Origin of the sequence: Nocardia sp. NPDC050412, assembly GCF_044458825.1 — a bacterium.
Taxonomy (GTDB): domain Bacteria; phylum Actinomycetota; class Actinomycetes; order Mycobacteriales; family Mycobacteriaceae; genus Nocardia.
Genome location: NZ_JBITIJ010000005.1, coordinates 149,164 through 174,333, shown reverse-complemented (window position 1 = coordinate 174,333; position 25,170 = coordinate 149,164). Strand labels below are relative to the sequence as shown.

Sequence of the window (25,170 nt, the reverse complement as noted above, 5' to 3'; positions counted from 1 at the left end):
ATGACGGTAACGAACAATCCGGTGGCTACCGCGGGTCAGCGAGCAAAGACTCCGTCAACACACAAGCCGACCGTCACCCAACTTGTGAACCCGCCCAAGTCGCGGCCCGGCCCTGGTCGGATCAGGCCGACAGATCAGTCGACTCGGCTCGCGCCATTTTCACCAGCATGTCGTGCAATTCCTTCGCCAACTTCCCCGCCCGATCCCCGTGCAGCGCCACATCGGTGAACGCATCGAGCAGGGCGAGGCTCGGATCCAATGGGTTGTAGGCGAGACCCGCACTGCCACGCAGGGATTCGGTAATCAGTCGGCGCTGCGCCTCATGCCGGGCCCGAAAGTCCCCCGCGACATCGAGCGCACAACCGTACTCGCGCACAACCGCGGCATACACCGGCCGATCGGCATTGCGCCGCCGCCGCAACCACCTGCGCGGCCGCGCACTCCCGGCTTCCGGAACCAAGGTCGCCAAGGCCCCACCATCGAGCACCATCCAAATCGCCGACGCATCCGACTGCGGCAGCGCCGGAGACGGCCCACCTATTGCGGGCGCGCTATCGTCCGGATCGGTAATCCGTATGCCACGCAAGGCAATCGGATACCTGGTCAGCATATCGACGACCGCCGCGGTCACCTCCCGGACAACATACGTGTCGACATTCGGCCCATCGAATCCAATGATGTCCAGACCGTGCTGCGCCGCCAACTCGACAGCGGTCGTCAAGGTCACCGAATCAACGGACTCCCCACTGGGGCAAGGCATCTCGACATCGGGATACGCCGAGAGTTGTACTGTCTCGGATTCCTGAAAGTAGACCGGGAACGCTACAGTTTCCGGCTCCAACTCCTGCGCTTGCGGCCGCGCCACCTCGGATTCTCGAGCATAGACCGGCACGGGCACCGACTCTGGTCGTTGAACGCAGACCGGCCGCGATGCCGAGTCAGGTTCTTGGACGGGCGCCGCCAGTGGTGGTTCCTGGACGTCAACCGGTAGCTGTGGAATCCCGGGCTCCCAAGCATCCGCCGGTAGCGGCACCGCTGCGGGCTCGGCGACATCCGCTGGCAATGGCACTGCCCTGGGCGGCTGATTATCCACCCGCGGCTGCACAGACTCGGAATTCGAGATGTCGACCGATAGCGGCAGAACATCGGGCTCCCGAACATCTGCCGATAGCGCCGCCGGCGCTGAGGTCGCGACATCAACCAGCGACCGCACCCCCTCCGGCACATTATTATCCAGCGGCGCACGTACCGTCGCAAGTTCCGAACCATCGGCCAGCCGCGCCCCTGCATCCGGATCTCGAACATCTGTCGGTCGCGCCACGGCCGCGGGCTCGGCAGGATCGAACGATTGCGGCGCACCCCCCGGCCCGCCGACATCCGCAGCCTGTCGCGGTACCGTTTCGGGTTCCCCAATATCCACCGGCAGAGGTATGGCCGGGCCTTCCTCGACATCCACCGCCACGAGCTCCGCAATATCCGACAGCGGCAGAGGGCCTGTCGGTGGCGAAACCCCCTCCGGCGCTTGAATATCCCTCGACGGTCCGATCACCTCCGCATTGGCGGTATCGCCTAGCACACCACTCGGTGCCGACACGACTTCCGGCTCCCGAAGATCTTCCGAGGGCCCAACCGCTGCGGACTCGGCTGCATCCGCCAGCAACGGCACAGCCGTCGGCGCCTCGATCTCCGCCGGTGGTCTTTGCGTCTCGGGTTCCGAAACGTCGACCGGTAGCGGTGCTGCCTCCGGCTCGCGATCATCGGCCGGTAGCGCCACGGCCGCGGGCTCCACAATATCCAGCGATTGCGGCGCACCCTCCGACTCGCCTACGTCCATGGGCAGCGCCGCCGCCGGCTCCGCAATGTCCACCGACAGCGGGAGGGCGGTTAGCGGACGAACATCCTCTGGAGGCGAAATTACTTCCGACGCAACATCTCGCGACGATCGAAACGCCTCTAGCTTCGCGGTATCGCCCAGTGGACCACTCGGCGGCGCCGCGGTTTCCGGTTCCCGCACATCCACGGGTACTGGAAGAGCCTCGGGCTCCTCTACTTCTACCCGTAGCGCGGGCTCCCCTACATCCATCGGCACAGCCACTGCGATGGGCTCTGCGGCATCCGTCGGCAGCGGCATTGGGCCTGGCCGCCGAATATTCACCGGTGGCGAAACTGCCTCCGGCGCTGAAACATCCGTCGTCGGTCGAATTGGCGCCGGCTGCACGGTGTCGCTCGGCGGACCTGTCGGTGTCGACACCGCGCCCGCGTGGACCGTGGTGGGCTGGCGGGGCGGGGTTCGCTCGATTATCGGTGGGACAGAGGTCGCGAATGGGAGCGGTTCCGACCCAGGGAATGTGGAGGGTGCGGCGGGTGTCTTCGGTTTCGCTGGGCGTGGGCGGACCGTGCGTTGGGACCACGGAGTGTCCACTGTGCGACGGGACCACGGAGTTGGTGCGGGCTCACGGACGAATGGGCGGTGTCGACTCGCGGTGTGTTGGTCTGTCGCCGGTTGACCTGATGCGCTGTTGGGGCGCACCGACGCAGATGTGATATCCGAATGCACCGCAACAGGCGGAACGTCCGAGTGCATCGCAAAATGCGCGATATCCGACTGCGCCGCCGCGAATGCCGCTGCTGACCGCACCTTCGCCGATGCACCGTCCGACCGCACCTCCGCAGACGCCGCAGCCGACAGCACCTCCGCAGATACCGCACCCGACCGCACCTCCACAGCCGCCACGTCCGACGCCGCCGCAGATACCGCACCCGACGACACCTCCGCAGACGCCGCAGCCGACAGCACCCCTTCGGACGCACCAACCGACTCCGCCTCCGCGAATTCGATCGCGGCCTTGAGCTCAACGACGGTTCGGTTGGCTTCGACAATGAGGCGTTCCAACCTGGTCACCATCGCCCGCAGTTCGCCCGGGTCGAACCGCGACCGCTGATTCACCGAGGTCTCCTGCTGTGTCGTTACCGCGGTCAGGTGCAACCGGGTGTGCTGACCCGTAACCACGGTCCGATTCGCGTGGACCCGAAGACGGACAGTGGCGCAGTCAATTTTCACTCAGGTCGTCAAACCTCCCGAGATTGGGAAGTCCGCGCCTTGCCCGGCTCGGCCGATTCGGGCAGGGTGCATCGGTCGAACTCAGAGGGCGCCGCCACCTCCGATCAGCCATGGGTTGAAGCTGCAGTCCAAGCTCGAATGGTGCGCGGGATCCAGAGCCTCGAGGGCGATCGAAGCCGCACGCGGCGAGTACATCATGGTCAGGTGGTCGGACAGATCCTGTTCGCAGCCGTCCTGCAGCGTGATGTTGTCGACTGCGGCATCCGGCCCCGCCTGCAGGAACGTCCAGTTGTAGGGATTGGTGACCTCGTCGTAGCGCGACCCGACGACCGTGTAATCGACACCGGGCACGGTATCGCCGTTCGCGTTCAACCGTGCGTAGAACGAAGACCCCACCGCCTGTTCGATATTCGACAGCCCGACGATCGGCTCGTAGAAACCGAGGATATTCACACCGAGGTTATTGATGGCCCGCCCCAGCAACGCGATGCCCATCAACGACGTGCCGTGGTGTGTCGCACCGAAAGTGACCAGCTTGCCGACCTTATCGGCACCTCCGTCGAATTTCAGGTACTGATTCGCCACCGTCCCACCCTGCGAATGACCGACGATATCGACCTTCTCCGCCCCCGTGGCCGCGCGCACCCGCTCCACGAAATCCGCCAGCTGGCGCGAGGATTCGGCCATCGGCCCGACTCCGTAGCGACCGGGCAGCAACGCACCGATTCCGCCACCGTCCATCAGTCCCGATCGCCCGAAATTGAAGGCGAATACGCAGAATCCCGCCCGCGCCAACTGCGGCGAGAGATAGGCGAAGGTGTCGAAAGCGTTAAGCCAGGTGCCGTGCAGTAGCACCACCGGGTTCGGATGTTCGGCACTCGGCTTGCAGTCCCACCGGTTCGAACCCGCGGGCGCGGCGTCAGGGCTCGTGAGACCGTACCCGAAAGCCGCAAGAGCCGCGGTCATTTCGGGCCCCTCACCGACGGTATTGGATGCGATGCTCTTGGCCCAGCCCGATCCACTTCCGGTATCCACGATCGCCCGCGGCTGGCGCCCGTCCGGAGCCGGCGCCAGCCCCGCGTTGATTTGTTCGACGAGGAATTGCTGATCGGATTCGGCGGGCTCCGCGCCCGCCGCACCGATCCCGAGACCGTGCGCCACGGCCAGTCCAGCGATGAGGGCGGCACCCGCGAAGGTACGGCACCCGCGTTGCTTCATTGCAAACATTTCGTACTTCCCATCCCGATCGGTTCCACGCCACGCCGGTCGCTATGCCATGGGTCACAGATCGATCGAAATGTGATGGCCGCCATTGTGATTACGCGGTATTCGAAATCTAGGACGGTCATTAGACGACGTCACTACACGGCATGACGAATAAACTCCGCACTGGTTTGTCGTCGACGACAAAGTTCTGGTTGAGAAAACCGAAACGTTGAAGTGCGCACTGTCGTCGGCAACAATCGGCGCATGGCAATCGCCCCGACCTCGGCCACCCGAGATGCCCCATTGGTGACCCGACTACTGACCCGGTGGCCGCAGATCTCCGAACGCATGCTCGCCGAGGGCCTCGGTGCGACCCCGCCCGCGACCGATCTGCCCGAAGGACATTTCACCGCGGAGGTGCTGCCCGCCATCTACGCCTGCGGCCGCGCCGTATTGCAGGCCATCGGCGAAGACCGCGAATTCACCGGTGCCGAGGTCGCGACCTTCGTGGCGCCGGTCGCCGAGCGGCATGCCGAAGACCGCTTTCCGCTCTCGATCCTGATCGAGGCAATCCACGGTTCGGCGCAGTCGGTGCTTGCCGAAGCCGCCGCACTTGCGACGCCCGAGGAAATGGCCGATCTGGTCCGAGTCGGCTCACGCCTGCTCGATCTGCTCAAGCACATCAATATAATCGTCGTCGAGACCTACACCGCGGTCGAACAATCCATCTATAACGCGGAGCGGGAAGCCCGCCGCGAACTGTGTTCGGCACTGCTGCGCGGCCAACCCGCGGATGAACAGGCCGCCCGCGCCGATACCCCGCTCAGCGAGCGGTATACGGTGCTCGGCATCCATATCGATTCCGAAGACCAGCCCACCTCGGTCGCTGATCTACTGGCGCGGCGACGGATACGGATCCTGCACCGCACCCTGGATACGATCAGCAACGGCACCGCGCTGGTGACCTTCGACGGAGCCACCGGAATCGCCCTTCTTCCAGCGTATTCCGACGAACCGAAGCTGACGAGATATGCCGCGCTGGCGGCGGACCTGGCCGAACAATTCGGTGCGGCAGCATATCTGGCCGAATGGCCGGCGGTCGCACGTGCCGAACTGCCCGATGCCGCGACCGAAGTGGCCGAGCTCGCAACGCTCGCACGTCTACTCGGCCGCCCGACCGGAACCTATCGACTCGACGATCTACTGCTCGAATACCAACTCACCCGGCCGGGCCACGCCCGTGACCGGCTGGCCGAGCGCATCATCCCACTGCTGAGCAACCCCCATCTCCTGGAGGCGTTGGAGGCACATCTGCGCTACGGCTCCGACCGCAAGGCAGCGGCGGCACGACTTCATGTGCACCCCAACACCTTCAGCTATCGACTGCGCCGCATCGCCGAGCTGACCGGCATCGATCCCACCGACCCGCACAACTCCCGCCTGCTCGCCGCATCACTCACCATCCAGCGCACACACCAGCCGCCGGATCTGCAGCGGTGAGACGTTCAGGCGCCGATCCGGGCGACCGTTTCGGCGACTCGTTCCAGGTGATCGGTCATCGCCGCACGCGCGGCCTCCGGCGCACCTGCCTCGATGGCCCGCACGATGGCTTCGTGCTCGCGGTCGGAGTCGGTGCGGCGGTCCTGGGTCAGATTCAAGAACTCCGATTGCAGGTCCAGCGCACGGCGGGTGTCGGCGACCATGGCGGTCAGCATCGTATTGCCGCTGGCGGCCGCGATCGCGGTGTGCAATTCGCCGTCGTAGCGCACCCATTCGTGCGCATCCGGGGCAGCGGCCAGCTTGTCCAGGATTTCGAACAGCTGGTGCACCTGGGCCGGCGTGCGGCGCTCGGCGGCGAATCCGGCGGCCGGTATTTCGACGAGCCGGCGCGCCTCGATCAGGTCACCGGCACCGACGCCCGCGAAGGTCGGCTGGGTATCGGCGTTCTTTGAGACGACGAAAGTGCCTCGGCCGGTGTGGGTTTCGGTGAGCCCGAGGATGGCGCAGGCATGTAGCGCCTCACGGACCACCGGCCGACTCACCCCGAACTGCTTGGCCAGCGCCAGTTCTGCGGGCAGGCGATCGCCCACCGCGTAATCGTCGCTCTGGATGAGGCTCTTGAGCCGACGAAAGACCGCTTCGGTGGCGCCGATGCGCTGCACGTACCCTTCCTCGACCGTCACGCGACCCAGTATGGCATTGACAGTCGCTGTGACCCCCATTACAGTCAACCTGTCTTACAGCCTGACAGCCTTACTTCTCAGGGGCCGAATCCGGCCCACGGAAGGTTTTCGATGCAACACCACGACCAACAGTCGATCGCCACCCCCACGCCCGCACCGCGGATCGATATCGGGGACCTCGGCTACCAGAAGCGGCTGCGCAAGCGCCATATGCAAATGATCGCGATCGGCGGATCGATCGGCACCGGACTGTTCCTCGGCGCCAGCGGTCGGATGTCGCTCGCTGGACCGTCCCTTGCCCTCGTCTACATCGTGTGCGGAATCTTCACATTCATGGTGGTGCGCGCCCTCGGCGAACTCGTCATGTACCGGCCTTCGTCGGGGGCGTTCGTGTCCTATGCCCGCGAATTCCTCGGTGAACGCGGTGCGTACACGGTGGGCTGGCTGTACTTTCTGAACTGGTCGACGACGCTCGTCGCCGACATCACGGCGGTCGCGCTGTACGCACACTTCTGGTCGTTCTTCGTCCACGTGCCGCAGTGGGTGCTGGCGTTGATCGCGCTGACGGTCGTCGTCGCGCTCAACGTCATGTCGGTGCGACTGTTCGGCGAACTCGAATTCTGGTTCGCGCTGGTCAAGGTCGGGACCATTGTTGTATTCATGGTGCTGGCCATCGGATTCATCGTCACCGGCACCTCGGTCGGCGGGAACGATCCCGGCATCTCGACGATCACCGATCACGGCGGACTCTTCCCGCACGGACTTGCACCGATGCTGACCATCGCGCTCGGTGTGGTGTTCGCCTTCGGTGGCACCGAAATGATCGGCGTCGCAGCGGGTGAAGCCGACAACCCCCGGCTCGTGGTGCCGCGCGCGGTGAACTCCATCATGTGGCGGATCATCCTGTTCTACGCGGGCTCGGTCATCCTGTTCACACTGCTGCTGCCGTGGACGGCCTACTCCCCCAGTGAAAGTCCTTTCGTAACGGTGATGAGTTCGATCGGCATTCCGCACGCCGGTGACGTGATGAATCTGGTGGTGCTCACCGCCGCGATGTCCAGCCTGAACGCCGGGCTCTACGCGACCGGCCGCACTCTGCGCTCGATGGCGGTGGCCGGCGCGGCACCACGTTTCGCACAGCGGCTGAACCGCAATGGCGCCCCGTACGGCGGCATTCTGATCACCAGTGTGGTCGGCATCGCGGGTGTGGTGCTCAATCTGGTCATGCCGCAGAAGGCCTTCGAGATCGTGCTGAATCTGGCCGGACTCGGCATTGTCGGCACCTGGGCGTCGATCATGATCTGCCACTGGATCTTCGTGCGCCGCGCCGAGCAGGGGCACTACCGCAGGCCCGCCTTCCGGCTGCCCTTCGCTCCGGTGCTCAATATCCTCACCCTCGGCTTCCTGCTGGCGGTGATCGTGCTGATGTTCTTCGACGACGAGATCGGGCGCATCACGCTCGCGGCATTCCTGCTGGTCATCGCCGCGATGGTGGCGGGTTGGTACCGGGTGCGTGGACGGTTGGAACCTGACGTGCTCGCGCCGATGGAGGGCACCAGCACCGGATCGGAGAGCCCGTGACCTCGGTCGCTACTGCGCAACGCGTTTCGCAGATCAGTGTCGATATCCTCTACACCGGTGGCACATTCGGGATGGTCGATCACGGTGACGGACTGCGCCCGCGCCAGGGTCTGGACAGTGAAATCGCCGACGTCATCACGCGATTCGAGCGCGAGAACGGTATCGCGGTACGGTTCGGCTACACCGAACTCGACCAGGTCATCGACAGTTCCGATGCCGGGGCCGACACCGCCCGCCGCATCGCCGGACAGGTCCGGTCCGGCATCGAGGAGCGGCGGCCGGACGGGGTCGTCGTCGTGCACGGCACCGACACGATGGCCTACGTGGGCGCTCGGATGGCATTCGAGCTACGCGATATAGAGGTGCCCGTCGTGCTGACCGGAGCGCAGATCCCGCTGGGGCTTCCCGGTAGCGACGCACGGAGCAATCTGACGCTCGCGTTGAACAGCATTGCTGCCCAATCGGTTTCCGGAACGTTTATCGCCTTCGGAAAGTCGCTGCATCCCGCGGTGCGTGCCAGCAAACGCGCGTGCGACGACTACGACGGATTCAGCACAGTCCGGGAATACACACCACCACCCTCGCCGCCCCGGCTGCCGGAAATTCAGTCGCGCCCGGATCGCATGCCGGTCGGCCTGTTCACCGTCTTTCCCGGAATGCACCCGGACCTCCTCGACGTGGCACTGCGTCACTACCGAGGCGGACTCGTACTCGAGTGCTACGGCTCGGGCACATTACCGCTGCACGGTTCAGCAACAGTCGAGGCCATACGTGCGGCCACCTCACGCGGGACGCCCGTCGTCGTCATCACCCACTGTGACAGCGGCACAGTCGATCTCGACCGCTATCAACCCGGCCGGGCCATGCGGGGTGCGGGTGCCATCGGTGGCCGCGATATGACCCGGGAGGCCACGCTCGCGAAACTCGGCTACCTGGTCGACATCGGCCTGTCCGGTAGCGAGTTGCACCGGTGGATGACGACGAACCTGCTCGGCGAACTCTCGAATCCCCCTGCGACACAGCCGATCCCGCACACATCAAACTGAACAGGAATCCGATGACCGAAAGCACTCGCACCGAACGCGATTCCCTCGGCACCCGCGCGGTACCACGCGAGGCCTACTGGGGCGTCCACACCGCGCGCGCACTGGACAATTTCGCTATCACCGGCGACCGCATCGGGAATTACCCGGCACTGATCACCGCGCTCGCCGCCGTCAAACAGGCCGCCTGCCGCGCCAACCGGGACCTCGGCCTACTCGATTCCCGCCGTGCCGAAGCTATCGATGCGGCCTGCGACGAGATCCGCGCTGGCGCATTGCACGACCAATTCCCCATCGATCCCATTCAGGGTGGGGCCGGTACCTCGACGAATATGAATGCCAACGAGGTCATCGCCAACCGCGCACTGGAGCTGCTCGGCCACGACCGCGGCGGCTACACCGAACTGAATCCGCTCGATCATGTGAATCTGGGCCAGTCGACCAATGACGTCTACCCGACCGCGGTGAAGCTCGCCATCGTGCACCACATTCACGATCTGATCGCGGCATTGAGCCGTCTAGCGACCGAATTCGACAGCAAGGCAATCGAATTCGCCGACGTAATCAAGATGGGTCGCACCCAGCTCCAGGATGCCGTACCCATGACGCTCGGGCAGGAGTTCGGCACCTTCGCGATCATGATGCGCGAGGACTGCGCCCGCCTCGACGAGGGCACCGCGCTACTGCGCGAATGCAATCTCGGCGGCACCGCGATCGGGACCGGCATCAACGGCCATCCGGATTATCCGGCGCTGGCCTGCACCCATCTCGCCGACATCACTCGGATTCCGGTGTCCTCGGCCGCCGACCTCATCGAAGCCACCCAGGATTGCGGTGCGTTCGTGCAGATCTCCGGCATCGTCAAACGCGTCGCGGTCAAACTGTCCAAGATCTGCAACGACCTGCGGCTCATGTCCTCGGGACCGACGACGGGTCTGGGGGAAATCTCCCTTCCCCCAGTACAAGCCGGATCATCGATCATGCCGGGCAAGGTCAATCCGGTAATCCCGGAGGTCGTCAACCAGGTCGCATTCGCGGTCATCGGCAACGATATGACTGTCACCATGGCCGCCGAGGCGGGCCAGCTCCAGCTCAACGCCTTCGAGCCGATCATCGCCTACAGCCTGCTGCGCACCACCGCGCATCTCACTGCCGCCATCGACACTCTCGCAACCAGATGCGTCGCGGGAATCACTGCCCACCGCGACCACCTGGAACAGGGCGTGCGCCGCTCCATCGGTATCGTCACGGCCCTCACCCCCCACATCGGCTACGCCGCCAGCGCCCGAATCGCGAAGCAGGCCTTGCACACCGGCCGCCCGGTCGAGGAAATCGCCACCGAGCTCGGCCTATTGCCAGCCGAAACCGTGAAATCCCTACTGGCACCGCACCGCCTCGCCGGACTGCCGACTCCGGCAACCGAAGCTGCTGCGGCGCAGTAGTGGCGCCTCGTCCGGTCTACGGTTCGGCATGCAACACGCCGAACACGCCGACATCGGCGTGGCGACATAGATATGCGTGCCAGTTGGGCTAACATTGCAGCGCTGCGCGACGTGGCGGCGTTCGCGCAGCGAACGGGGAAGGAACTCGCCCGGCAACACGGTGTGTTGCCGGGCGGGTCAAAAATATTCCGCCGCATGGCCGCTGTTCCCGGTCCCAACGGCCCAGCGCGCTGGACGAGACCGTCGGCATCCTCGCAAGCCTCCCCGCGCGAAGTCGAAACCCGCTCTGCCCGAAGGCACCTCGCCCCTCGAGCTAGGGGACGAAGTTCGCTCGACACTCGCCGACGAATTGCTGGGCACCGCAGGCATTTCCGTACATGATCTTGCCAGCGGTACCGGCCATCACGGCACAGCGGACTCCAGTCGTGCCCACCCACAGCCGAACAGCGCGAATCCGGCGAATGTCGCAGGACGATGTCGCACAGTCCGGGTCCGAGCCCACTCCCGAAAGGTGCTGCTGCAACCGGTATTCGGACAAATCGGTAGGTGATACTCCCAGCCGGAAGGACCGTCGCGCACATGCAAGAATCGTCCGCGATGATCACCTATCTTGAAGCGACTGTTATCGGTGCGGTGCAGGGGGTCACCGAGCTGTTCCCGATCTCCAGCCTCGGTCACTCCGTGCTGATCGCCGCATGGGTGGGAGGTGATTGGCGGAAGTTATTGGTCCAGAACGACTCCGGCGCAGGCAATCCCTATCTCGCGTTCGTGGTCGCGCTACACGTGGCGACCGCTGTGGCGTTGCTCGGGTATTACTGGCGCGACTGGTGCTCGATAATCTCCGGTTTCGTCACGTCGCTGCGCACCAGGCAACTCGATACCGTTCCGCAGCGATTGGCGTGGCTGATCGTGATCGCCTCCACGCCGGTCGCCATCCTCGGGCCGCTGCTCGTGCATCTGCTACACGCACTGTTCGAGGGGCCCATCGACGCGGCCATCTTCCTGACTCTCAATGGCGTCGTGCTGGTAATCGGTGAGGGGCTGCGCCGACGCAACGAGCCGACGCTGGCGGAATATGGGCGACGTTTCGCCCTCACCGCCGCATCGCATCCAGCCCGCCAAACGGACCGGCGGCTGGCCGCCCTCGGGGCGCGCGATGCCGTCGGTATCGGATTCGCCCAAGCCGGCGCCCTGCTGACCGGGTTCAGCCGCGCGGGCCTGACCATGGTCGGCGGACTGTGGCGCGGTCTCGAACACACGCACGCGGCCAAATTCGCCTTCCTGCTTGCCACTCCGGCAATCCTGGGCGCCGGGATCGTGGAAATACCGGAGCTGTTCGGACCGGAAACCGACGGCATCCGAGGGCCGGTTCTCGTCGGCGCGATCGTGTCGGGCACATCGTCCTGGCTGGCCGTGCGCTACCTCGAGCGGCACTTCCAAACTCGCACCCTGCTACCGTTCGCAACGTACTCACTGGTCGTGGGACTGCTCTCGATCATCCACTTCAGCTGAATCCATATTCGACAAACAGGTTTCGAACTCAGATGACAACACCGACCTATGACGAATTCGGACTGTTCGCCGAGAATGCGGCCGAGGCCGGGCTGGCCTGGTCCGGTCCGCCACAGGTGCAACGGTTCTCGGTCGACATCGGCTCCGGTCGCCACATCAGTGGCCTGCGCTGGGGTGACGGCGAGCCGGAGATGGTGCTTCTGCACGGTGGCGCGCAGAACGCGCACACCTGGGACACCGTGGCACTGGCGCTGGATCGCCCCCTCATCGCGTTCGACCTGCCCGGTCACGGCCATTCCGACTGGTGGCCAGATCACCTGTACACGCCACACCGGCTGGCCGACGCGGTCGCCGCCGCTGTCGAAACCGTGGCGCCGCAGGCGAAGGCGGTCATCGGCATGTCCCTCGGTGGGCTGACCGCACTGCGACTCGCCGCGGGCCGCCCGGCTCTGGTGCGCCGCCTGATCGTCGTGGACGTCACCCCCGGCACCAGCGACAACCCGCACAAGACCGCGGCGATAGTCGCATTCGTCAACGGCCCCACCGACTTCGGCTCCTTCGACGAGATCCTCGAGCGTACCGTCGCACACAATCCGGGCCGGTCGGTCCAGTCGCTGCGGCGCGGAGTGCTACACAACGCGCGCCAGCGGGATGACGGCCGCTGGATTTGGCGCTACGACCGACTTCGCCCGACCGCCGACGGCTCGCTCGACTTCAGCCCCCTTTGGGACGACGTCTCCGCCGTACAAGCACCGTTGCTGCTCGTACGCGGCGCACGCTCACCGGTCGTCGACGACGCCGACGTCGCGGAACTGCTCCGCCGCCGCCCCGGCGCACGGGTCGCGATCGTCGACGGCGCCGGACACTCGGTCCAAGGCGACCGCCCCCTCGAACTCGCGGCCCTCATCCGTGACTTCGCCTTCCCCGCTGAATGAAATATTTCGGCGCGTTCGGATTGAACTTATTCGAGTCGAGCGCTGTCAATGTCATGACCGGCGCCGCAGCCCCATGCCGATCCCGTATGCCGCGGCGGGAACATACATATCGCTACCGGCGAAGCGCCGATCGGGCGAACGCGGCGTTCAGGCGGTTCCGGAAGGGACTGCGTGGCGGGGTGTCGGCGGCGGCGTGGAGAGCCTCGGTGAGCAGGCTGATGGGTTCGGTGCAGGTGGTGTAGCGGGCGCTCGGATCCTTTGCGAGCGAACGGTGCACGATCGTGTCGACCTCGGCGGGGATCCAGTGTCGGCGCGCGGAGATATCCGGCGGCGCGTCGTGCAGGTGGGCCTGCGCGGTGGCCATGAGATTTCCGCGAGGGAACGGCGGGCGGCCGGTGAGCAGTTCGATCGCGGTAGCGATCAGCGCGTACTGGTCCGTCGCCGGGCATACGGCGCCCGCCCGCAACAGCTCCGGCGCGGCATACGGCACCGAGACGACGACGAAACCGTTACTGGCCAAGGGCGGTTCCGGCCGGTGCAGCCATCGGGCCTGGTCGAAATCCGAAAGTTTCACCGTCGCGGGATCGTCCACACCCACCAATAGATTCGCCGGTTTGACGTCGAGATGGACTATGTCGTTGGCGTGCACGAAATCCAAACCGGCCGCGACCCGGCCCAGCACATGCAGCACCCGCCGCAGGTCCGGATGTCGGTGCGGCATCGGCACCAATGTCGAACCCGTTGCGCCGGCGACGTACTCGTGCGCCGACCACAGCCTGCCGTCGGTTTCACCGTGCGTGTACATCCGCACGATATTGGGATGCCGTAGCACCGACAGGATGTCGAACTCGTGCACGAATCGCGCTCGCGCCTCGGGTGACCGGCTGTCCTCAGGGCCCAGAATCTTCAGCGATACCGGCCGCGACCGTTCCGAATCCTCGGCCAGATACACATCGCTGCTACCGCCATGACCAAGCCGAGCCTGCACAACGAATCCAGCAAACCGGTCATTCGGTTCCACTACCACCGCCACACCGTAGTTCGCCGACGCCCGGCATCGGTGGCGCAACCTCTCGCTGCTGGGAAATCGGATGCGGTCAGTCCTTGGGTATGCGCTCGTGCAGGGTCAGCAGAATGTGATCGAAGGTGGCGACGGTCGCGGGTTCGGGCGCGGGTAAGGTACACAACTCGGTGATCAGTTGTTCGGCCAGCACGCGCAGCTTGATATTGGTTTCCTGCGAACGCCAGATGAGCACCTTGAACGCCTGCTCGGCACTGATCCCGTACAGCCGCATCAGCACGCCCTTGGCTTGTTCGATCACCGCACGCGACTCGATCAGTTCCGGCAAACGCACCTCGAGCGCTTCACGTTCGGCTTCGGCGAGGGTGGCGCTGAGGTCGATATAGAAACCCGTCGTGCCAACCGGTTGGCCTTCGTCGTCGAGAATTCGGTCCGCGACGACCATGACATTGTGTTCGCCACCAGAGGTGTCGATGAACCGGTGGCGGCTGGAGAACGGCTCACCACTATCGATGGAATGGGCGATGCGTTCGGCAACCGGTTCGCGGTCGTCAGGATGCTTGTGGGCCAATAGCAATTCGGTGGTCGGCTCGATTTCCCCGGGCCGGTAGCCGTGCATCCGGTACACCTCCGGCGACCACTCCCAGCGGCGGCTGGCGAACCAGAAGCGGAAACTACCGACCGCGGATCGCGCACCCGCCAGTCGGGGCGACGCGGCCGCGCTATCGTCGATCGAAGATCCAGGCGAAGGGGTCACCAAGCAATTATGGCCGATACGCCGCCGCTCGCACGCTTGTGATCAGTGAATTCATCCCCGCATAGCTGCTGGTCGACGTCACTCGTCGAGCAGGCGCCATGCCGTGAGTGCGAGCCTGGCCCGTAGTAGTCCGGTGGGTTCGGCCAGTTCGATACCCGTCATCTTTTCGATCTGTTCGAGCCGGCGGGCGACGCTGCTGTGGTGCAGGTGCAACAACGCGGCCGCCCGACGCAGCGAGCCGGTGGCACAGTAGGCGTCGAGTGTCTCCAGATCCTCCGGGGTGCTCGCTATTCGGGTGATCGCGGCGACATCGGCGTTGTCGCGCACGGCATCCTGGGGTACCTGCGCGAGCAAGGCCAACGCTCCGAGGTCGTCGTGGGGGACAATCGGACTACGTGCCGTGGCGAAGCGCAGTGCGGTGCGGGCTTGCCGCCAGGACCTGTCGGGCCGACCGGCCGCTCCGATGCCCGCGCGTACGCCTGCTGGAAACCGAGCCGGGTCCACTGTGGTGGCCAGGATGACGCCGACGTCGGCCAGCGGTGCCGCCTTCACCGGACGGCCCGGACAGATCAGAACACCGACGTGGTCGAGCGGAAGCTGGGACCGGACGGCCACGACGCGCACCGGCAGGTCGGCGGCAAAACCCAAGAGCCGCAACGCCCGAGCCCTGGCCGCCTCGTCACTGTCGACGCTGATAACCAGCTCGACCAGGGCAGGATCGGCCATGGTCGTGCGTGCCGGTCCGTACCGCTCGACGACCGCCGCCGCCGCAATGGCGAGCCGCTCCAATAGCAGGTCGTCGAGCGAGCGGGAGGTACCGGTGCGTTCCAGCCACACCGTGCCGATCTCCTCCTCGTCGAGGATGATCGGCCCCGTGGTGGACGCAGACGGCGGCGGACCCGACACTTCCCGTCCGTCGGGTGCACACCGGATCACTCGTCCCGTGCCGTGCAGCCGAATCCCGGTAACACACTCGGCCAGGACGGCCGAGGCCCGCGCGAGCGCCGGGAGATCCACCCGTCGGCGCATGAGGGTGTCGTAGAACATCACGACACGCAGCGCGCCTTCCGCTTCCACGTCCAACTGCGACAATCGGACCACCAAGGCATCCATGTCTGGAGGCTATCCGCGATTCCCCCAATGGCTGTCCTCGAGTCCGGTGAGTCCAGGTCAGGCGCCATTTCGCGGCCGGCCAGTGCGCTGATGCCATCGCGTCACGAAGGAGTCGGCATTCGTGACGTTCGCGGTCACCGCTGAGCGGACCCACCAGCTCCGGAGCCCGCCCGATGCCCGACGGAGCCCGCCCCGAGCCCGGTGGTTGGAACCGAATCCACCTCATCGTCGACGACATCGCCGCAGAGGTCGAACGCCTGCAGGCAGCCGGTGTGACATTCCGCAACCGCATCGTCACCGGCCCAGGAGGCCAACAGATCCTGCTCTTCGACCCCGCCGGAAACCTCGTCGAACTGTTCCAGCCCGCTGCCCGGTGACCTTCCACGAAGGGCACGATCGCCGCAGTCGCGCGAATCCACACCGATCAGGCGCTGCGGCGGGAGCGGACCAGCGCCAGGCCGCCGAGGACCAGGCTGATCAGCCCCAACACCATGGCCGCCCAGGACCCCACTATCCCGTTGCCGGTGCCGGGACCACCGTCGGCGGTGGCCGCTAAGACCCCACCTACGACCACGCCGATCAGCCCCGACACCAGAGCAACAATGGCCCTTCTTCCCCTGTTGCCGGTGCCGATACGACTGGCGGAGCGGGCCAGCGCCAGCCCACCGATGACGACACCGGCCAGCGCCACCAACGCGGTCAGGGAGGGCCCGATTCGCCCGGAGGTCATGCCGGTAGCGGCGGCGGACTCGACCGAGACCTGTGCGGCCGCCGGTGCGGCAAGTGCGAAACCTGCGAGCATGGCGGCTGCTACAGCGGCAGGCAGATGACGGACGGACATGGGGTGCTCCTTTGTCGAACGACTGGACGTCGATTCATCATGTCCGCTGGATCTACCGCCGATCATCCTGCGGGCGTAGACAATTCGCGCTACCACCGTTGCCGTAGCAGAGTGCTGCGGACGTCGTAGAGTGCCGAGAAAATACCGCGGGCGCGGTAGGCGGCCGATCATCCGCGAGCAGGAGTTGCCCGCGCGACTGTCCGGCTAGGGTTGCACGCATGAGCAGCGGAGGGATCGGAGACCGGGCGATCGCCGTCGGTGTAGCTGCCGTCCTGCTGGTCACCTCGCTGTCCGGGCAACACCCGCCCACGAAACTCGACGCGCTGGGCTACACGCTGTTGATAATCGGCGGTCTGGTGCTGGCAGCGCACCGCTGGGCTCCGATCACCGTACTGGCCGTGACCGGGTTATGCGTACTGGGTTACCAGGCAATCGGTTTCGAGGTGCCCGCCGTCGCGTATCTGGTCGCCGTGTATGCCACGGTACGAGCGGGACACCGCCTCGTCGCGGTGGCGGGTTCGGTGCTCATGGTGGCTACGCTCCCGTTCGCGATGCTGGCCTCGCACCCCGACTGGCCCGTGGGCGCGGCATTCACGCAGGCCCGGGATGCCCTCCAATTGGCCTGGCTGATCGCGGCCGGCGCCGCGGGGGAAGCGCTGCGCCAAGCCGAACGGCGAGCGGATGAAGCCGAGCGCACCCGCGAGGCGACCGCGCGGCGCCGCGCCGACGAGGAACGGCTGCACATCGCGCGGGAACTGCACGATTCGCTCACCCACCAGATCTCGGTCATCAAAGTGCAATCCGAGGCCGCCGTCCACGTGGCCCGCAAGCGAGGCGAAGAAGTCCCGGAAGCGCTACTAGCGATCCGGCAGGCCGGTCGGGAGGCGGCCAGGGAACTGCGAGCGACCCTCGAGGCGCTACGAGACGACGGCAACAGCCCGCAGCACGGGCTCGACCATGTCCCTGAACTGGTAGAACGGGTACGCACGACCGGTTTGGACGCGACGCTCACGATCCAGGGAGAACGCCAGGAGGTGCCGACCGCAGTGGACCGGACCGGCTACCGGATCGTTCAGGAGTCACTGACCAATATCGCCCGTCACGCCGCCGCCGCGACGGCGTCGGTCCGGATCGACTACCGTCCCGACGCCCTGGTCATACGGGTCGATGACGACGGCAAGGCCACGATGGATACCGTGCCGGTCCCCGGCGTCGGGCTGCTCGGGATGCGCGAGCGAGTCACCGCTCTCGGCGGTCGCCTGCGGGCGGCACCGCGCACCACGGGCGGTTTCTCCGTACACGCCGAACTCCCTGTGGACCGAACGTCATGATCCGGGTCCTGCTGGTCGACGACCAGCCGCTCATTCGGAGCGGATTCCGTGCACTACTCGACCTCGAGGACGACATAGAGGTGGTGGCCGAGGCCACCGACGGGACCGAGGGCCTGGCGCTGGCCAGACAATACTTGCCTGACATCGCGCTCATCGACATTCAGATGCCGGTCATGGACGGCATCGAGGCAACCCGGCGGATCGCCGCGGACCCGACCCTGGCCGGGATGCACGTCGTCATCCTGACCAACTACGGCTTGGACGAATACGTCTTCGACGCGTTGCGCGCCGGTGCGGCCGGATTCCTCGTCAAGGACATCGAGCCGGAAGACTTCCTGCACTCCGTACGTGTCGCCGCACGCGGCGACGCCCTGCTCGCACCATCGATTACCCGCCGACTGATCAACCGGTACGTCACCCAGCAACTCGACACCGGCGCCGACACGGGGCTGAAAGAATTGACCAATCGCGAACGCGAGGCCGTAGCCCTGGTCGCGCACGGCCTGTCCAACGACGAGATCGCCGAGCGCATGGTGATCACTCCGCTGACCGCGAAAACCCACATCAACCGAGCCATGACCAAGCTCCACGCCCGCGACCGCGCCCAACTGGTTGTCCTCGCGTACGAATCCGGCCTGGTAGCACCGCGCAACTCCTGACATCCACGGTCCGAGTGCAGGCATGCCCCGCCGATGAACCGCTTGCTGACGCCTGGCAAGCATCACAAACTGTGCTTCGCCATGCCTTCGGAGCTTTCGGCAGCCGAGGCATCCGTGCCTATTTCTCCTCGGCGGAGGTCGGATATGCGGCGCTCGTCGCGGAACAGGGCTGGAATGCCCGACGGTTGGCGGATGATCTCGGCGGGGCGAATCGCGAGGATAGCTGTCATGGATCCCGAACTCGAACCGTTCCTGTCGCTGTTCCCGCCGTCCGACCTGTCCGATCCGCCCACCGCGCGTAAACAGCTCGCCGAGTTGGCCGCCGCGGTACCGGTTACCGACACCGCGAACCTGGAGATCGAAACCCGCACGGTCCCAGCCGATCCCGATGTGCCGGTGCGGATCTATCGTCCACACCGGGCCCAGGGCGCCATCGTGTGGCTGCACGGCGGCGGATTCGTGATGGGTGATCTCGACACCGAACATCCGTGGGCCACGATGCTCGCCAACGGCTCCGGCGCGACCGTGATCTCCGTGGGCTACCGACTGGCCCCCGAAAACCCGTTCCCCGCCGCACACGATGACATCTACGCGGTGCTGAACTGGACCGCCGAACACACAACCGAACTCGGCATCGATCCGACGCGCATCGCGATCGGCGGCCACAGCGCGGGCGCGGGTCTCGCGGCCGCGGTGGCGTTGCGGGCGCGCGACGAGCAGGGGCCGCCGATCCGCTTCCAGCTGCTCCACCAGGCCGGACTCGATGACCGGCAGCAGACGTGGTCGCAGCGGAATTTCACCGATACCCCGTTCGTGACTCGCGACAAGGTCGCGCAAATGTGGGCGTACTACCTGGGTTCCATGCCCGCCACGCCGTACGCCGCCCCGGCGCGGGCCACCGATCTGTCCGGCCTGCCACCCGCTTACATCGCCGCCGCGGAATTCTGCCCGAACCGCGACGAAGATATCGACTACGCACTGCGCCTGATGGCGGCCGGGGTATCGGTCGAACTGCACCAGTGGCCGGGCACGTTCCATGGCTCGCAGGCGATCTTGTCCGCGGAGGTTTCACAGCGGCAGAACGCCGAACTGGCGGGAGCTCTGCGGCGCGCGTTGGCCGAGTAGTCCGACTGCGGGCGACTTCTTCGGCCAAGTGCGGGTAACGCTGGTGCCATTCGATGGTCTCGGCGATCATCTGCCGTCGCGTCCGAACGGAACACCGTTGCACGCGACCGGTAGAGACCAGCGTTGCCCAGCCCCGCACGGAACGAATCGCACGGCAGGCCATGGCAAAGCCGCGACGCAACAGCTCGATTCGGCTATGCGGAGGTAGGTCGTCCTCGAAGACGATGCAACCCCATTGTCGCCGCGGCGACACGTGGATCGAACATGTGCAGCGGGGATTTGGTCATGTTCAGTACATCGAGGAATTTCGCGGCGGTCGCCGGATCGTCCGCAGCCGCTCGGAACATCCTGTTCAAGCCCGAATGTGCAAGTGATTTCACCCCTGGTGAGCCGAGGGCGACCGGCGGCATGGTCATATCACTGACCTTTGTCAGCCACCACGGGGTGCGCAGCATGCGGCCGATGCGGCGATAGTAACGGCGTGGCAGATCGTCGGTGCCCTCCTGGAGGACGTCATCGAGCAGATCGGCCGCGATGGCCGCGACGGTCATGCCGCTGCCGTAGATGGGATTGAAACTGCATACCGCATCGCCGATCGAGAGCATTGCGCCCGGAACACGATCCAGCAGTTCATACCGACGCCGAACGGCCGTGCGGAACCGGTAGGTCGCTACGTCGTCGACGGGAGTCGCCGACCGCAGCACGGTAGCGACATCGTCGGGTGCGAATTCCGCGGCGTAGTCCAGCAGTTCGCCCGGACCCGCCGGCGGGTGATTCTCCTTCCCGACGCCGAACGCCGAGAGCACCCACAAGTCCCCCTCCTGCGCCGCGAACCCGAACCCGCGCGGTCGGCTCGGCATCGGCCCGACCAGGACGATCCGATCGCCGCCGACAGCATCCAGCGGCAGGCGGAAATGACAAGTGGCATAGCCGATATCGACGGGCACCTGATCTTCGCGCGGACGTGGGTACCCCAGCGACGCGAGCCAGGACCCGGCTCGCGAACCCCGGCCCATCGCATCGACCACCAGATCGGCATGGACCGGCTCCGGTTCGCCGTCGGTCTCCCGGCGCAGCACCCGAACTCCGCCGACGCCGGTATCGGAGGCGATCAGGTCGGCTACGACCGCGTCGTCCCATATCGTCACATTCGACAGCGCCGATACCCGGGCACGCACATGCGATTCCAGAAACGGTCGGCTGGCGGCAACGGAGGTTCTGCCCAATTCAGCTCGATGCAGGACGTTTCCGAAGAAGATCGCCCGGAAATCGTCGAATGCGCTGACGGCCTTCGCGCCATCGGTGATCAGCTCATCGGTCAGGCCGGGAAACCGGGACTCGGCAATCTCGGCGGCCCGCATCAACAGGCCGTGGGAATGTCGCGATTGCGGAGTGCCGCGACGTTTCGTTTCGGCTTCCGACAACCGATCTCGCTCGATGACGGTCACGGCCGCATAGTGGTCGGCCAGAATACGGGCCGCGAATAGACCCGCGATCCCGCCACCGAGCACCACCGCATGGTCCCCGGCGCGGCGGTTACCCATCTGGCTCACGGGGTCCTCCTCGTCGGTGTGACGGGTGCCCGCGTCGTCCGAAGTGGGTCGATCGCGGGCAGAGCACGGCGACCCTACCCCGGTCCGGCGTGGTCGTGCACCTCGTGGACGCGGTGTCAGCGGCCGGATCGGTGGATGACCTCGCGAGCCAAGGCCCGGTATTGCTCGGCGCCGGCGGATCGTGGTGCCCAGGTGGTGATGGGTTCACCGGCAACACTGGCGTCGGGGAAGCGGACCGTCCGCGATATCACCGTGTCGTAGACCTGGTCGCCGAAGACTTCGGCAACCCTGGCCAGTACCTGACGCGAATGCAGCAGGCGCTGATCGAACATCGTGACCACGATGCCGAACAGGCTCAGCCGCGGGTTCAGCCGGTCCCGGACCTTGTCCATGGTGTCGGTGAGCAGCGCGACCCCGCGCAGCGAGAAGAACTCGCATTCCATCGGGACGATCACACCGTCCGCACAGGCCAGCGCGTTCACGGTGAGCAGGCTCAAGGATGGCTGACAGTCGATGAGTATGTAGTCGTAGCGGTCCCGAATCGGGTCGAGTACCCGCCGCAGCGAATGTTCCCGGCCGACCTCGTTGACCAACCGAATCTCCGCCGCGGACAGATCGATATTGCTCGGCAGCAGATCGACATTGTCGAGGTGAGTTTTGATCAGCACCTCGTCGATCAGCTTTCCCGATCCCCCCAGCAGGTCGTACACCGTCGATGGCAGGTCGTTCAGTACGGCACCCAACCCCGCGGACAACGCGCCCTGCGGATCGAGGTCGACGAGCAGCACCCGCCGACCGCATTCGGCCAGCGCGGCGCCCAGATTGATGGTCGAGGTGGTCTTGCCGACGCCACCCTTCTGATTGCACAGGGCGACGACCTGCGCTTCAGCACGGGGCGCCGAGAGTTCGGAGGCATTGACCGCACTCACGATTCGCAAACGCTTCGGCTCGTCTGCATCTCTGAGCCGGGCAGGTCAACTCGCCGCAGATAGTTTGCCAACATGTCGCCAGATTAGCGGTTCATGTCGGGAAACGAACAACAAACCCCACATGAGTCCTGGATCGCCAAGGATCAGGACATAGATCGCTGAAAATTCACTGAACCGACCGTTTGGTCGAAACCGTCTCGCCTGGAAGGTATCCCAGGGAGTACGCAGGTCCAGGTTCGATTCGGGGCAGCTTCGCTGGTTGTTCGGCCGCTCGTTATGATCACCATCCTCTACTCACGATCCTCTGCCCGCTGTCCCCCAGGAAAAGGAATGCCCATGGCACGCAAGGTCGTTGTGACGCTCGTCGATGACTTCGACGGCAAATCCGCTGCCGAGGAAACAGTGGCCTTCGCCCTCGACGGCGTCGAATACGAGATCGACCTATCCACCACCAATGCTGGTCAGCTGCGCGGCATCTTCGAGCCCTGGACCTCGAACGCTCGCAAGCTCGGCCGCACATCTCGGAGCAAGAGCCAGGCCTCGCGCACGGCGCACGACCGCGCTCGCACCGTCGCCATCCGCGACTGGGCCCGCGCCAAAGGCATCGCGGTGTCAGCCCGCGGACGGATTTCAGCAGAAGTAGCCCAGGCGTACGAGAAGGCCAACGCCTGATCGCGTCCGCGACGCCGGAAAAGGGAGGCCCCGCACTGCTCGTCGGAGCACTGCCAGCGAATCGCGGATTCGCGAGCAAACAGCAGTGCGGGGCCAACCGGCCGACCACCCCCGGCCGCGTCAACCTGTTCGCCGACCCGAACGCCTACCGCGGCGAAATCGCGGATCAGCCATCCCTGTTGCTGACCACAATCTGCCTCAGTCGGCGGGATGCAATGTCCCGGTTGCCGTTTGCCGCCCGAAACCGTCCCGCGCGACGGTCACGAGGACACCGCCGCGCAGGGTCGCCGAGACGACCAGCCCTTGGTGGTCGAAAAGCGGCGACCGCAGTCGGTAGTCGAAGACCTGGTCACCGCTGTATCCGCGGGCCCGGGCGGCCTCGGCCATGGCCATCGCCTGCAACGGACCGTGCACGAGCAGACCGGGATAACCCTCGACATCTCGGGCGTAGTCGCGGTCGTAGTGGATGCGGTGGCCGTTGTAGGTGAGCGCGGAATATCGGAACAGCAGGGTCGGGGAGGTATCGATGGCCCATTCGTCGTCGGCGGGAGGCACTTTCGCGTCCTGGCCGGGTTCCGGTTCGCTGGATCGTCCGCTCGGTTCGACGGCGTCGCGGTAGACGATATCCTGCCGTTCGTCCACCACGATTCGATCGCCCTGCAGAATCTGGTGGCCGACCACGACGAAGGTCAGCGCGCCGCTGCGTCCCTGCTTCTCTTGTGTGGACACCACTTTTGTTCGTTTCGTCGCCGGTTCGCCACATACCAGCGCACCACGGGTGCGCACCTGCCCACCGGCCCACATCCGGCGTCGGCCGGGGCCCGGCGGCTCCGGAACGGTATTGCGAATCGGATGACCATCTGGCCCCAGATCTGTCTGCGCGGGACGTTCGAGCAGATAGATCCAGTGCCAGAGCAGCGGAAGCCCCTTGTCCAGATCGGGCAGCGGCACACCGAGCAGCCCACTCAGCGCCTCCGCCGGACCGGGCAGCAGCCATTCGGTGCGTTCGACCACATCGGTCATGCCCGTGTCTCCTCCGAAACATCTTCTGCCGGTGTGAATTCCGCGCGCAGAGCCGCGGTGTGCTCCCCCATCCGAGGCACGGCACCCATTGCCGGTTCCCAACCACCCACCACCGGCGGCAGCATGGCCTGCATCACCCCACCGGGTGTATCCACCGGCCGCAGGCGATCGCGGGCCGCGAGCTGCGGGTGCTCGGTGAACTCGGCCGGTGTGCGCAACCGCGCATTCGCGATGCCGACCTGTTCCAGCAGCTGGATGACCTCATCGGTACCGGATGCGGCGAACGCCCGCTCCAGCAGCGCGGTCACCTCGCCGTCGTGTTCCACCCGATCGGTATTGGTTGCGAACCTCGGATCCTCGATCAGGTCGGAACGTCCGAGCACGGTTTCGCACAGCGCAATCCACTCGCGCTCGTTCTGGATACCGAGGAATACCGTACCGTCGGCGGTGCGGTAGGGGCCATAAGGAGAGATCGATGGATGTTTGGCCGCGGTGCGGCGCGGCGGTTCATCGCCGTAGCGGGAGAAGTAGGCGGGCTGGCTCATCCACTCCCCGAGCGCATCGATCATCGCGACGTGCAGGCTCGCACCGACACCCGTGCGCGCCCGGTCGAAGAGCCCGGTGAGGATACCGCTGTAGGCATACATGCCGGTGGCGATATCGGCGATCGAGAAACCCGCCTTGGCCGGCACTTCCGGTGTACCCGTTGACATCACGAGCCCGGTCTCGCATTGCAACAACAGGTCGTAGGCCTTCTTCGACCGGTACGGCCCTTCGGGGCCATACCCGGAGATCGAGCAGTGGATCAGCTCGGGCCGTGCCGCGCGCAGCGTCTCGGCATCGAGTCCGAGCCGTTCGGCGGCACCGGGGACCAGGTTTTGCACGAATATGTCTGCCTTGGCGATCATCGCATCGAGCAGCCGACGGTCGGCGGAGTCCTTGACGTCGAGTTCGACGCTTTCCTTGCCCCGATTGAGCCACACGAAGTAGCTCGACTCCCCGTGGACGGTTTGGTCGTAGCGCCGGGCGAAATCGCCGCCACCAGGGCGTTCGATCTTGATCACGCGAGCACCGAGGTCGGCGAGCTGGCGAGTCGCGAACGGCGCGGCAACGGCCTGTTCGACCGCGACGACGGTGATATCTTCGAGCGGGCGGCGCATACGGTGCCTTCCGGGAAAGTCGG

At 65.6% G+C, this 25,170-nt stretch carries 22 protein-coding genes; 11 read left to right on the top strand and 11 right to left on the bottom strand.

All coding sequences use genetic code 11. The features are described 5' to 3' along the window. Window positions 1-121: 121 nt before the first annotated feature. Window positions 122-1,834, bottom strand: coding sequence for a hypothetical protein (locus ACIBI6_RS15245; protein WP_396956636.1), 1,713 nt, complete (start codon window positions 1,832-1,834; stop codon window positions 122-124). 1,308 nt (window positions 1,835-3,142) lie between these two features. Next, window positions 3,143-4,279 carry an esterase/lipase family protein gene (locus ACIBI6_RS15240; RefSeq protein ID WP_396956635.1) on the bottom strand — a complete coding sequence of 379 codons (1,137 nt, stop codon included), beginning with the start codon at window positions 4,277-4,279 and terminating at the stop codon, window positions 3,143-3,145. A 252-nt stretch (window positions 4,280-4,531) separates the two neighbouring features. On the opposite strand from ACIBI6_RS15240, the gene ACIBI6_RS15235 reads away from it, so the two are divergent. Continuing rightward, window positions 4,532-5,767, top strand: a complete 1,236-nt coding sequence (locus tag ACIBI6_RS15235; RefSeq protein ID WP_396956634.1) for a PucR family transcriptional regulator — start codon at window positions 4,532-4,534, stop codon at window positions 5,765-5,767. 5 nt (window positions 5,768-5,772) lie between these two features. On the opposite strand, the gene ACIBI6_RS15230 is transcribed toward ACIBI6_RS15235, so the two are convergent. Continuing rightward, a complete protein-coding gene (locus ACIBI6_RS15230; RefSeq protein WP_364345950.1) occupies window positions 5,773-6,450 on the bottom strand; it encodes an FCD domain-containing protein in 678 nt (225 codons plus the stop codon). Window positions 6,451-6,561: 111 nt separating this feature from the next. On the opposite strand from ACIBI6_RS15230, the gene ACIBI6_RS15225 reads away from it, so the two are divergent. The 5 genes from ACIBI6_RS15225 to ACIBI6_RS15205 all read left to right on the top strand — a co-directional run bounded on the left by ACIBI6_RS15225 (window position 6,562) and on the right by ACIBI6_RS15205 (window position 12,963). Next, entirely contained in the window at window positions 6,562-8,031 is a 1,470-nt protein-coding gene (locus tag ACIBI6_RS15225; protein ID WP_396956633.1) for an amino acid permease, read from the top strand. Continuing rightward, window positions 8,028-9,077, top strand: a complete 1,050-nt coding sequence (locus ACIBI6_RS15220; RefSeq protein ID WP_396956632.1) for an asparaginase domain-containing protein — start codon at window positions 8,028-8,030, stop codon at window positions 9,075-9,077. The genes ACIBI6_RS15225 and ACIBI6_RS15220 overlap by 4 nt, the downstream gene beginning before the upstream one ends. 11 nt (window positions 9,078-9,088) lie before the next feature. Continuing rightward, window positions 9,089-10,516 carry an aspartate ammonia-lyase gene (locus ACIBI6_RS15215; protein ID WP_364345944.1) on the top strand — a complete coding sequence of 476 codons (1,428 nt, stop codon included), beginning with the start codon at window positions 9,089-9,091 and terminating at the stop codon, window positions 10,514-10,516. A gap of 579 nt (window positions 10,517-11,095) precedes the next feature. Further along, the gene (locus ACIBI6_RS15210) at window positions 11,096-12,028 is read left to right on the top strand and encodes an undecaprenyl-diphosphate phosphatase (RefSeq protein ID WP_396956631.1); all 933 of its coding nucleotides are present in this window, start codon (window positions 11,096-11,098) and stop codon (window positions 12,026-12,028) included. 32 nt (window positions 12,029-12,060) lie between these two features. Continuing rightward, entirely contained in the window at window positions 12,061-12,963 is a 903-nt protein-coding gene (locus tag ACIBI6_RS15205) for an alpha/beta fold hydrolase (protein ID WP_396956630.1), read from the top strand. Window positions 12,964-13,075: 112 nt separating this feature from the next. On the opposite strand, the gene ACIBI6_RS15200 is transcribed toward ACIBI6_RS15205, so the two are convergent. The 3 genes from ACIBI6_RS15200 to ACIBI6_RS15190 form a co-directional block, all read right to left on the bottom strand. Further along, window positions 13,076-13,990, bottom strand: a complete 915-nt coding sequence (locus ACIBI6_RS15200) for a serine/threonine-protein kinase (protein WP_364345938.1) — start codon at window positions 13,988-13,990, stop codon at window positions 13,076-13,078. A gap of 70 nt (window positions 13,991-14,060) precedes the next feature. Further along, the gene (locus ACIBI6_RS15195; protein WP_364346099.1) at window positions 14,061-14,717 is read right to left on the bottom strand and encodes a PAS and ANTAR domain-containing protein; all 657 of its coding nucleotides are present in this window, start codon (window positions 14,715-14,717) and stop codon (window positions 14,061-14,063) included. A 102-nt stretch (window positions 14,718-14,819) separates the two neighbouring features. Further along, window positions 14,820-15,854: a PucR family transcriptional regulator gene (locus ACIBI6_RS15190; protein ID WP_396956629.1), complete on the bottom strand. Its 1,035-nt coding sequence runs from the start codon at window positions 15,852-15,854 to the stop codon at window positions 14,820-14,822. Between the two features lie 173 nt (window positions 15,855-16,027). Between ACIBI6_RS15190 and ACIBI6_RS15185 the strand changes: the two genes are divergently transcribed. Continuing rightward, window positions 16,028-16,231 (top strand): VOC family protein, encoded by a 204-nt coding sequence (locus ACIBI6_RS15185; RefSeq protein WP_396956628.1) that lies wholly within the window; start codon window positions 16,028-16,030, stop codon window positions 16,229-16,231. A 47-nt stretch (window positions 16,232-16,278) separates the two neighbouring features. Here ACIBI6_RS15185 and ACIBI6_RS15180 read toward each other — a convergent pair whose 3' ends face one another. Further along, window positions 16,279-16,695, bottom strand: a complete 417-nt coding sequence (locus ACIBI6_RS15180; protein ID WP_396956626.1) for a DUF6223 family protein — start codon at window positions 16,693-16,695, stop codon at window positions 16,279-16,281. 218 nt (window positions 16,696-16,913) lie between these two features. On the opposite strand from ACIBI6_RS15180, the gene ACIBI6_RS15175 reads away from it, so the two are divergent. The 3 genes from ACIBI6_RS15175 to ACIBI6_RS15165 all read left to right on the top strand — a co-directional run bounded on the left by ACIBI6_RS15175 (window position 16,914) and on the right by ACIBI6_RS15165 (window position 19,810). Further along, on the top strand, window positions 16,914-18,026 hold the full coding sequence (locus ACIBI6_RS15175) for a histidine kinase (RefSeq protein WP_364345932.1): 1,113 nt from the start codon (window positions 16,914-16,916) through the stop codon (window positions 18,024-18,026). Further along, a complete protein-coding gene (locus tag ACIBI6_RS15170) occupies window positions 18,023-18,685 on the top strand; it encodes a response regulator transcription factor (protein ID WP_364345930.1) in 663 nt (220 codons plus the stop codon). Before ACIBI6_RS15175 ends, ACIBI6_RS15170 begins: the two co-directional genes overlap by 4 nt. Before the next feature lie 228 nt (window positions 18,686-18,913). Then, on the top strand, window positions 18,914-19,810 hold the full coding sequence (locus ACIBI6_RS15165; RefSeq protein ID WP_364345928.1) for an alpha/beta hydrolase: 897 nt from the start codon (window positions 18,914-18,916) through the stop codon (window positions 19,808-19,810). A gap of 194 nt (window positions 19,811-20,004) precedes the next feature. On the opposite strand, the gene ACIBI6_RS15160 is transcribed toward ACIBI6_RS15165, so the two are convergent. Then, a complete protein-coding gene (locus tag ACIBI6_RS15160) occupies window positions 20,005-21,354 on the bottom strand; it encodes an FAD-dependent monooxygenase (protein WP_364346095.1) in 1,350 nt (449 codons plus the stop codon). Between the two features lie 125 nt (window positions 21,355-21,479). After that, window positions 21,480-22,292 (bottom strand): ParA family protein, encoded by an 813-nt coding sequence (locus ACIBI6_RS15155; protein ID WP_364345926.1) that lies wholly within the window; start codon window positions 22,290-22,292, stop codon window positions 21,480-21,482. 336 nt (window positions 22,293-22,628) lie between these two features. Here ACIBI6_RS15155 and ACIBI6_RS15150 point away from each other — a divergent pair, with 336 nt between their 5' ends. Beyond that, window positions 22,629-22,964, top strand: a complete 336-nt coding sequence (locus ACIBI6_RS15150; RefSeq protein WP_364345924.1) for an Lsr2 family protein — start codon at window positions 22,629-22,631, stop codon at window positions 22,962-22,964. A gap of 198 nt (window positions 22,965-23,162) precedes the next feature. Here the strand turns inward: ACIBI6_RS15150 and ACIBI6_RS15145 are convergent, their stop codons facing one another. Both ACIBI6_RS15145 and ACIBI6_RS15140 read right to left on the bottom strand, forming a co-directional pair. Next, window positions 23,163-23,987, bottom strand: a complete 825-nt coding sequence (locus ACIBI6_RS15145) for a MaoC family dehydratase N-terminal domain-containing protein (protein ID WP_396956622.1) — start codon at window positions 23,985-23,987, stop codon at window positions 23,163-23,165. Beyond that, window positions 23,984-25,147 (bottom strand): CaiB/BaiF CoA-transferase family protein, encoded by a 1,164-nt coding sequence (locus ACIBI6_RS15140; protein ID WP_364345920.1) that lies wholly within the window; start codon window positions 25,145-25,147, stop codon window positions 23,984-23,986. The genes ACIBI6_RS15145 and ACIBI6_RS15140 overlap by 4 nt, the downstream gene beginning before the upstream one ends. Window positions 25,148-25,170: the final 23 nt, after the last annotated feature.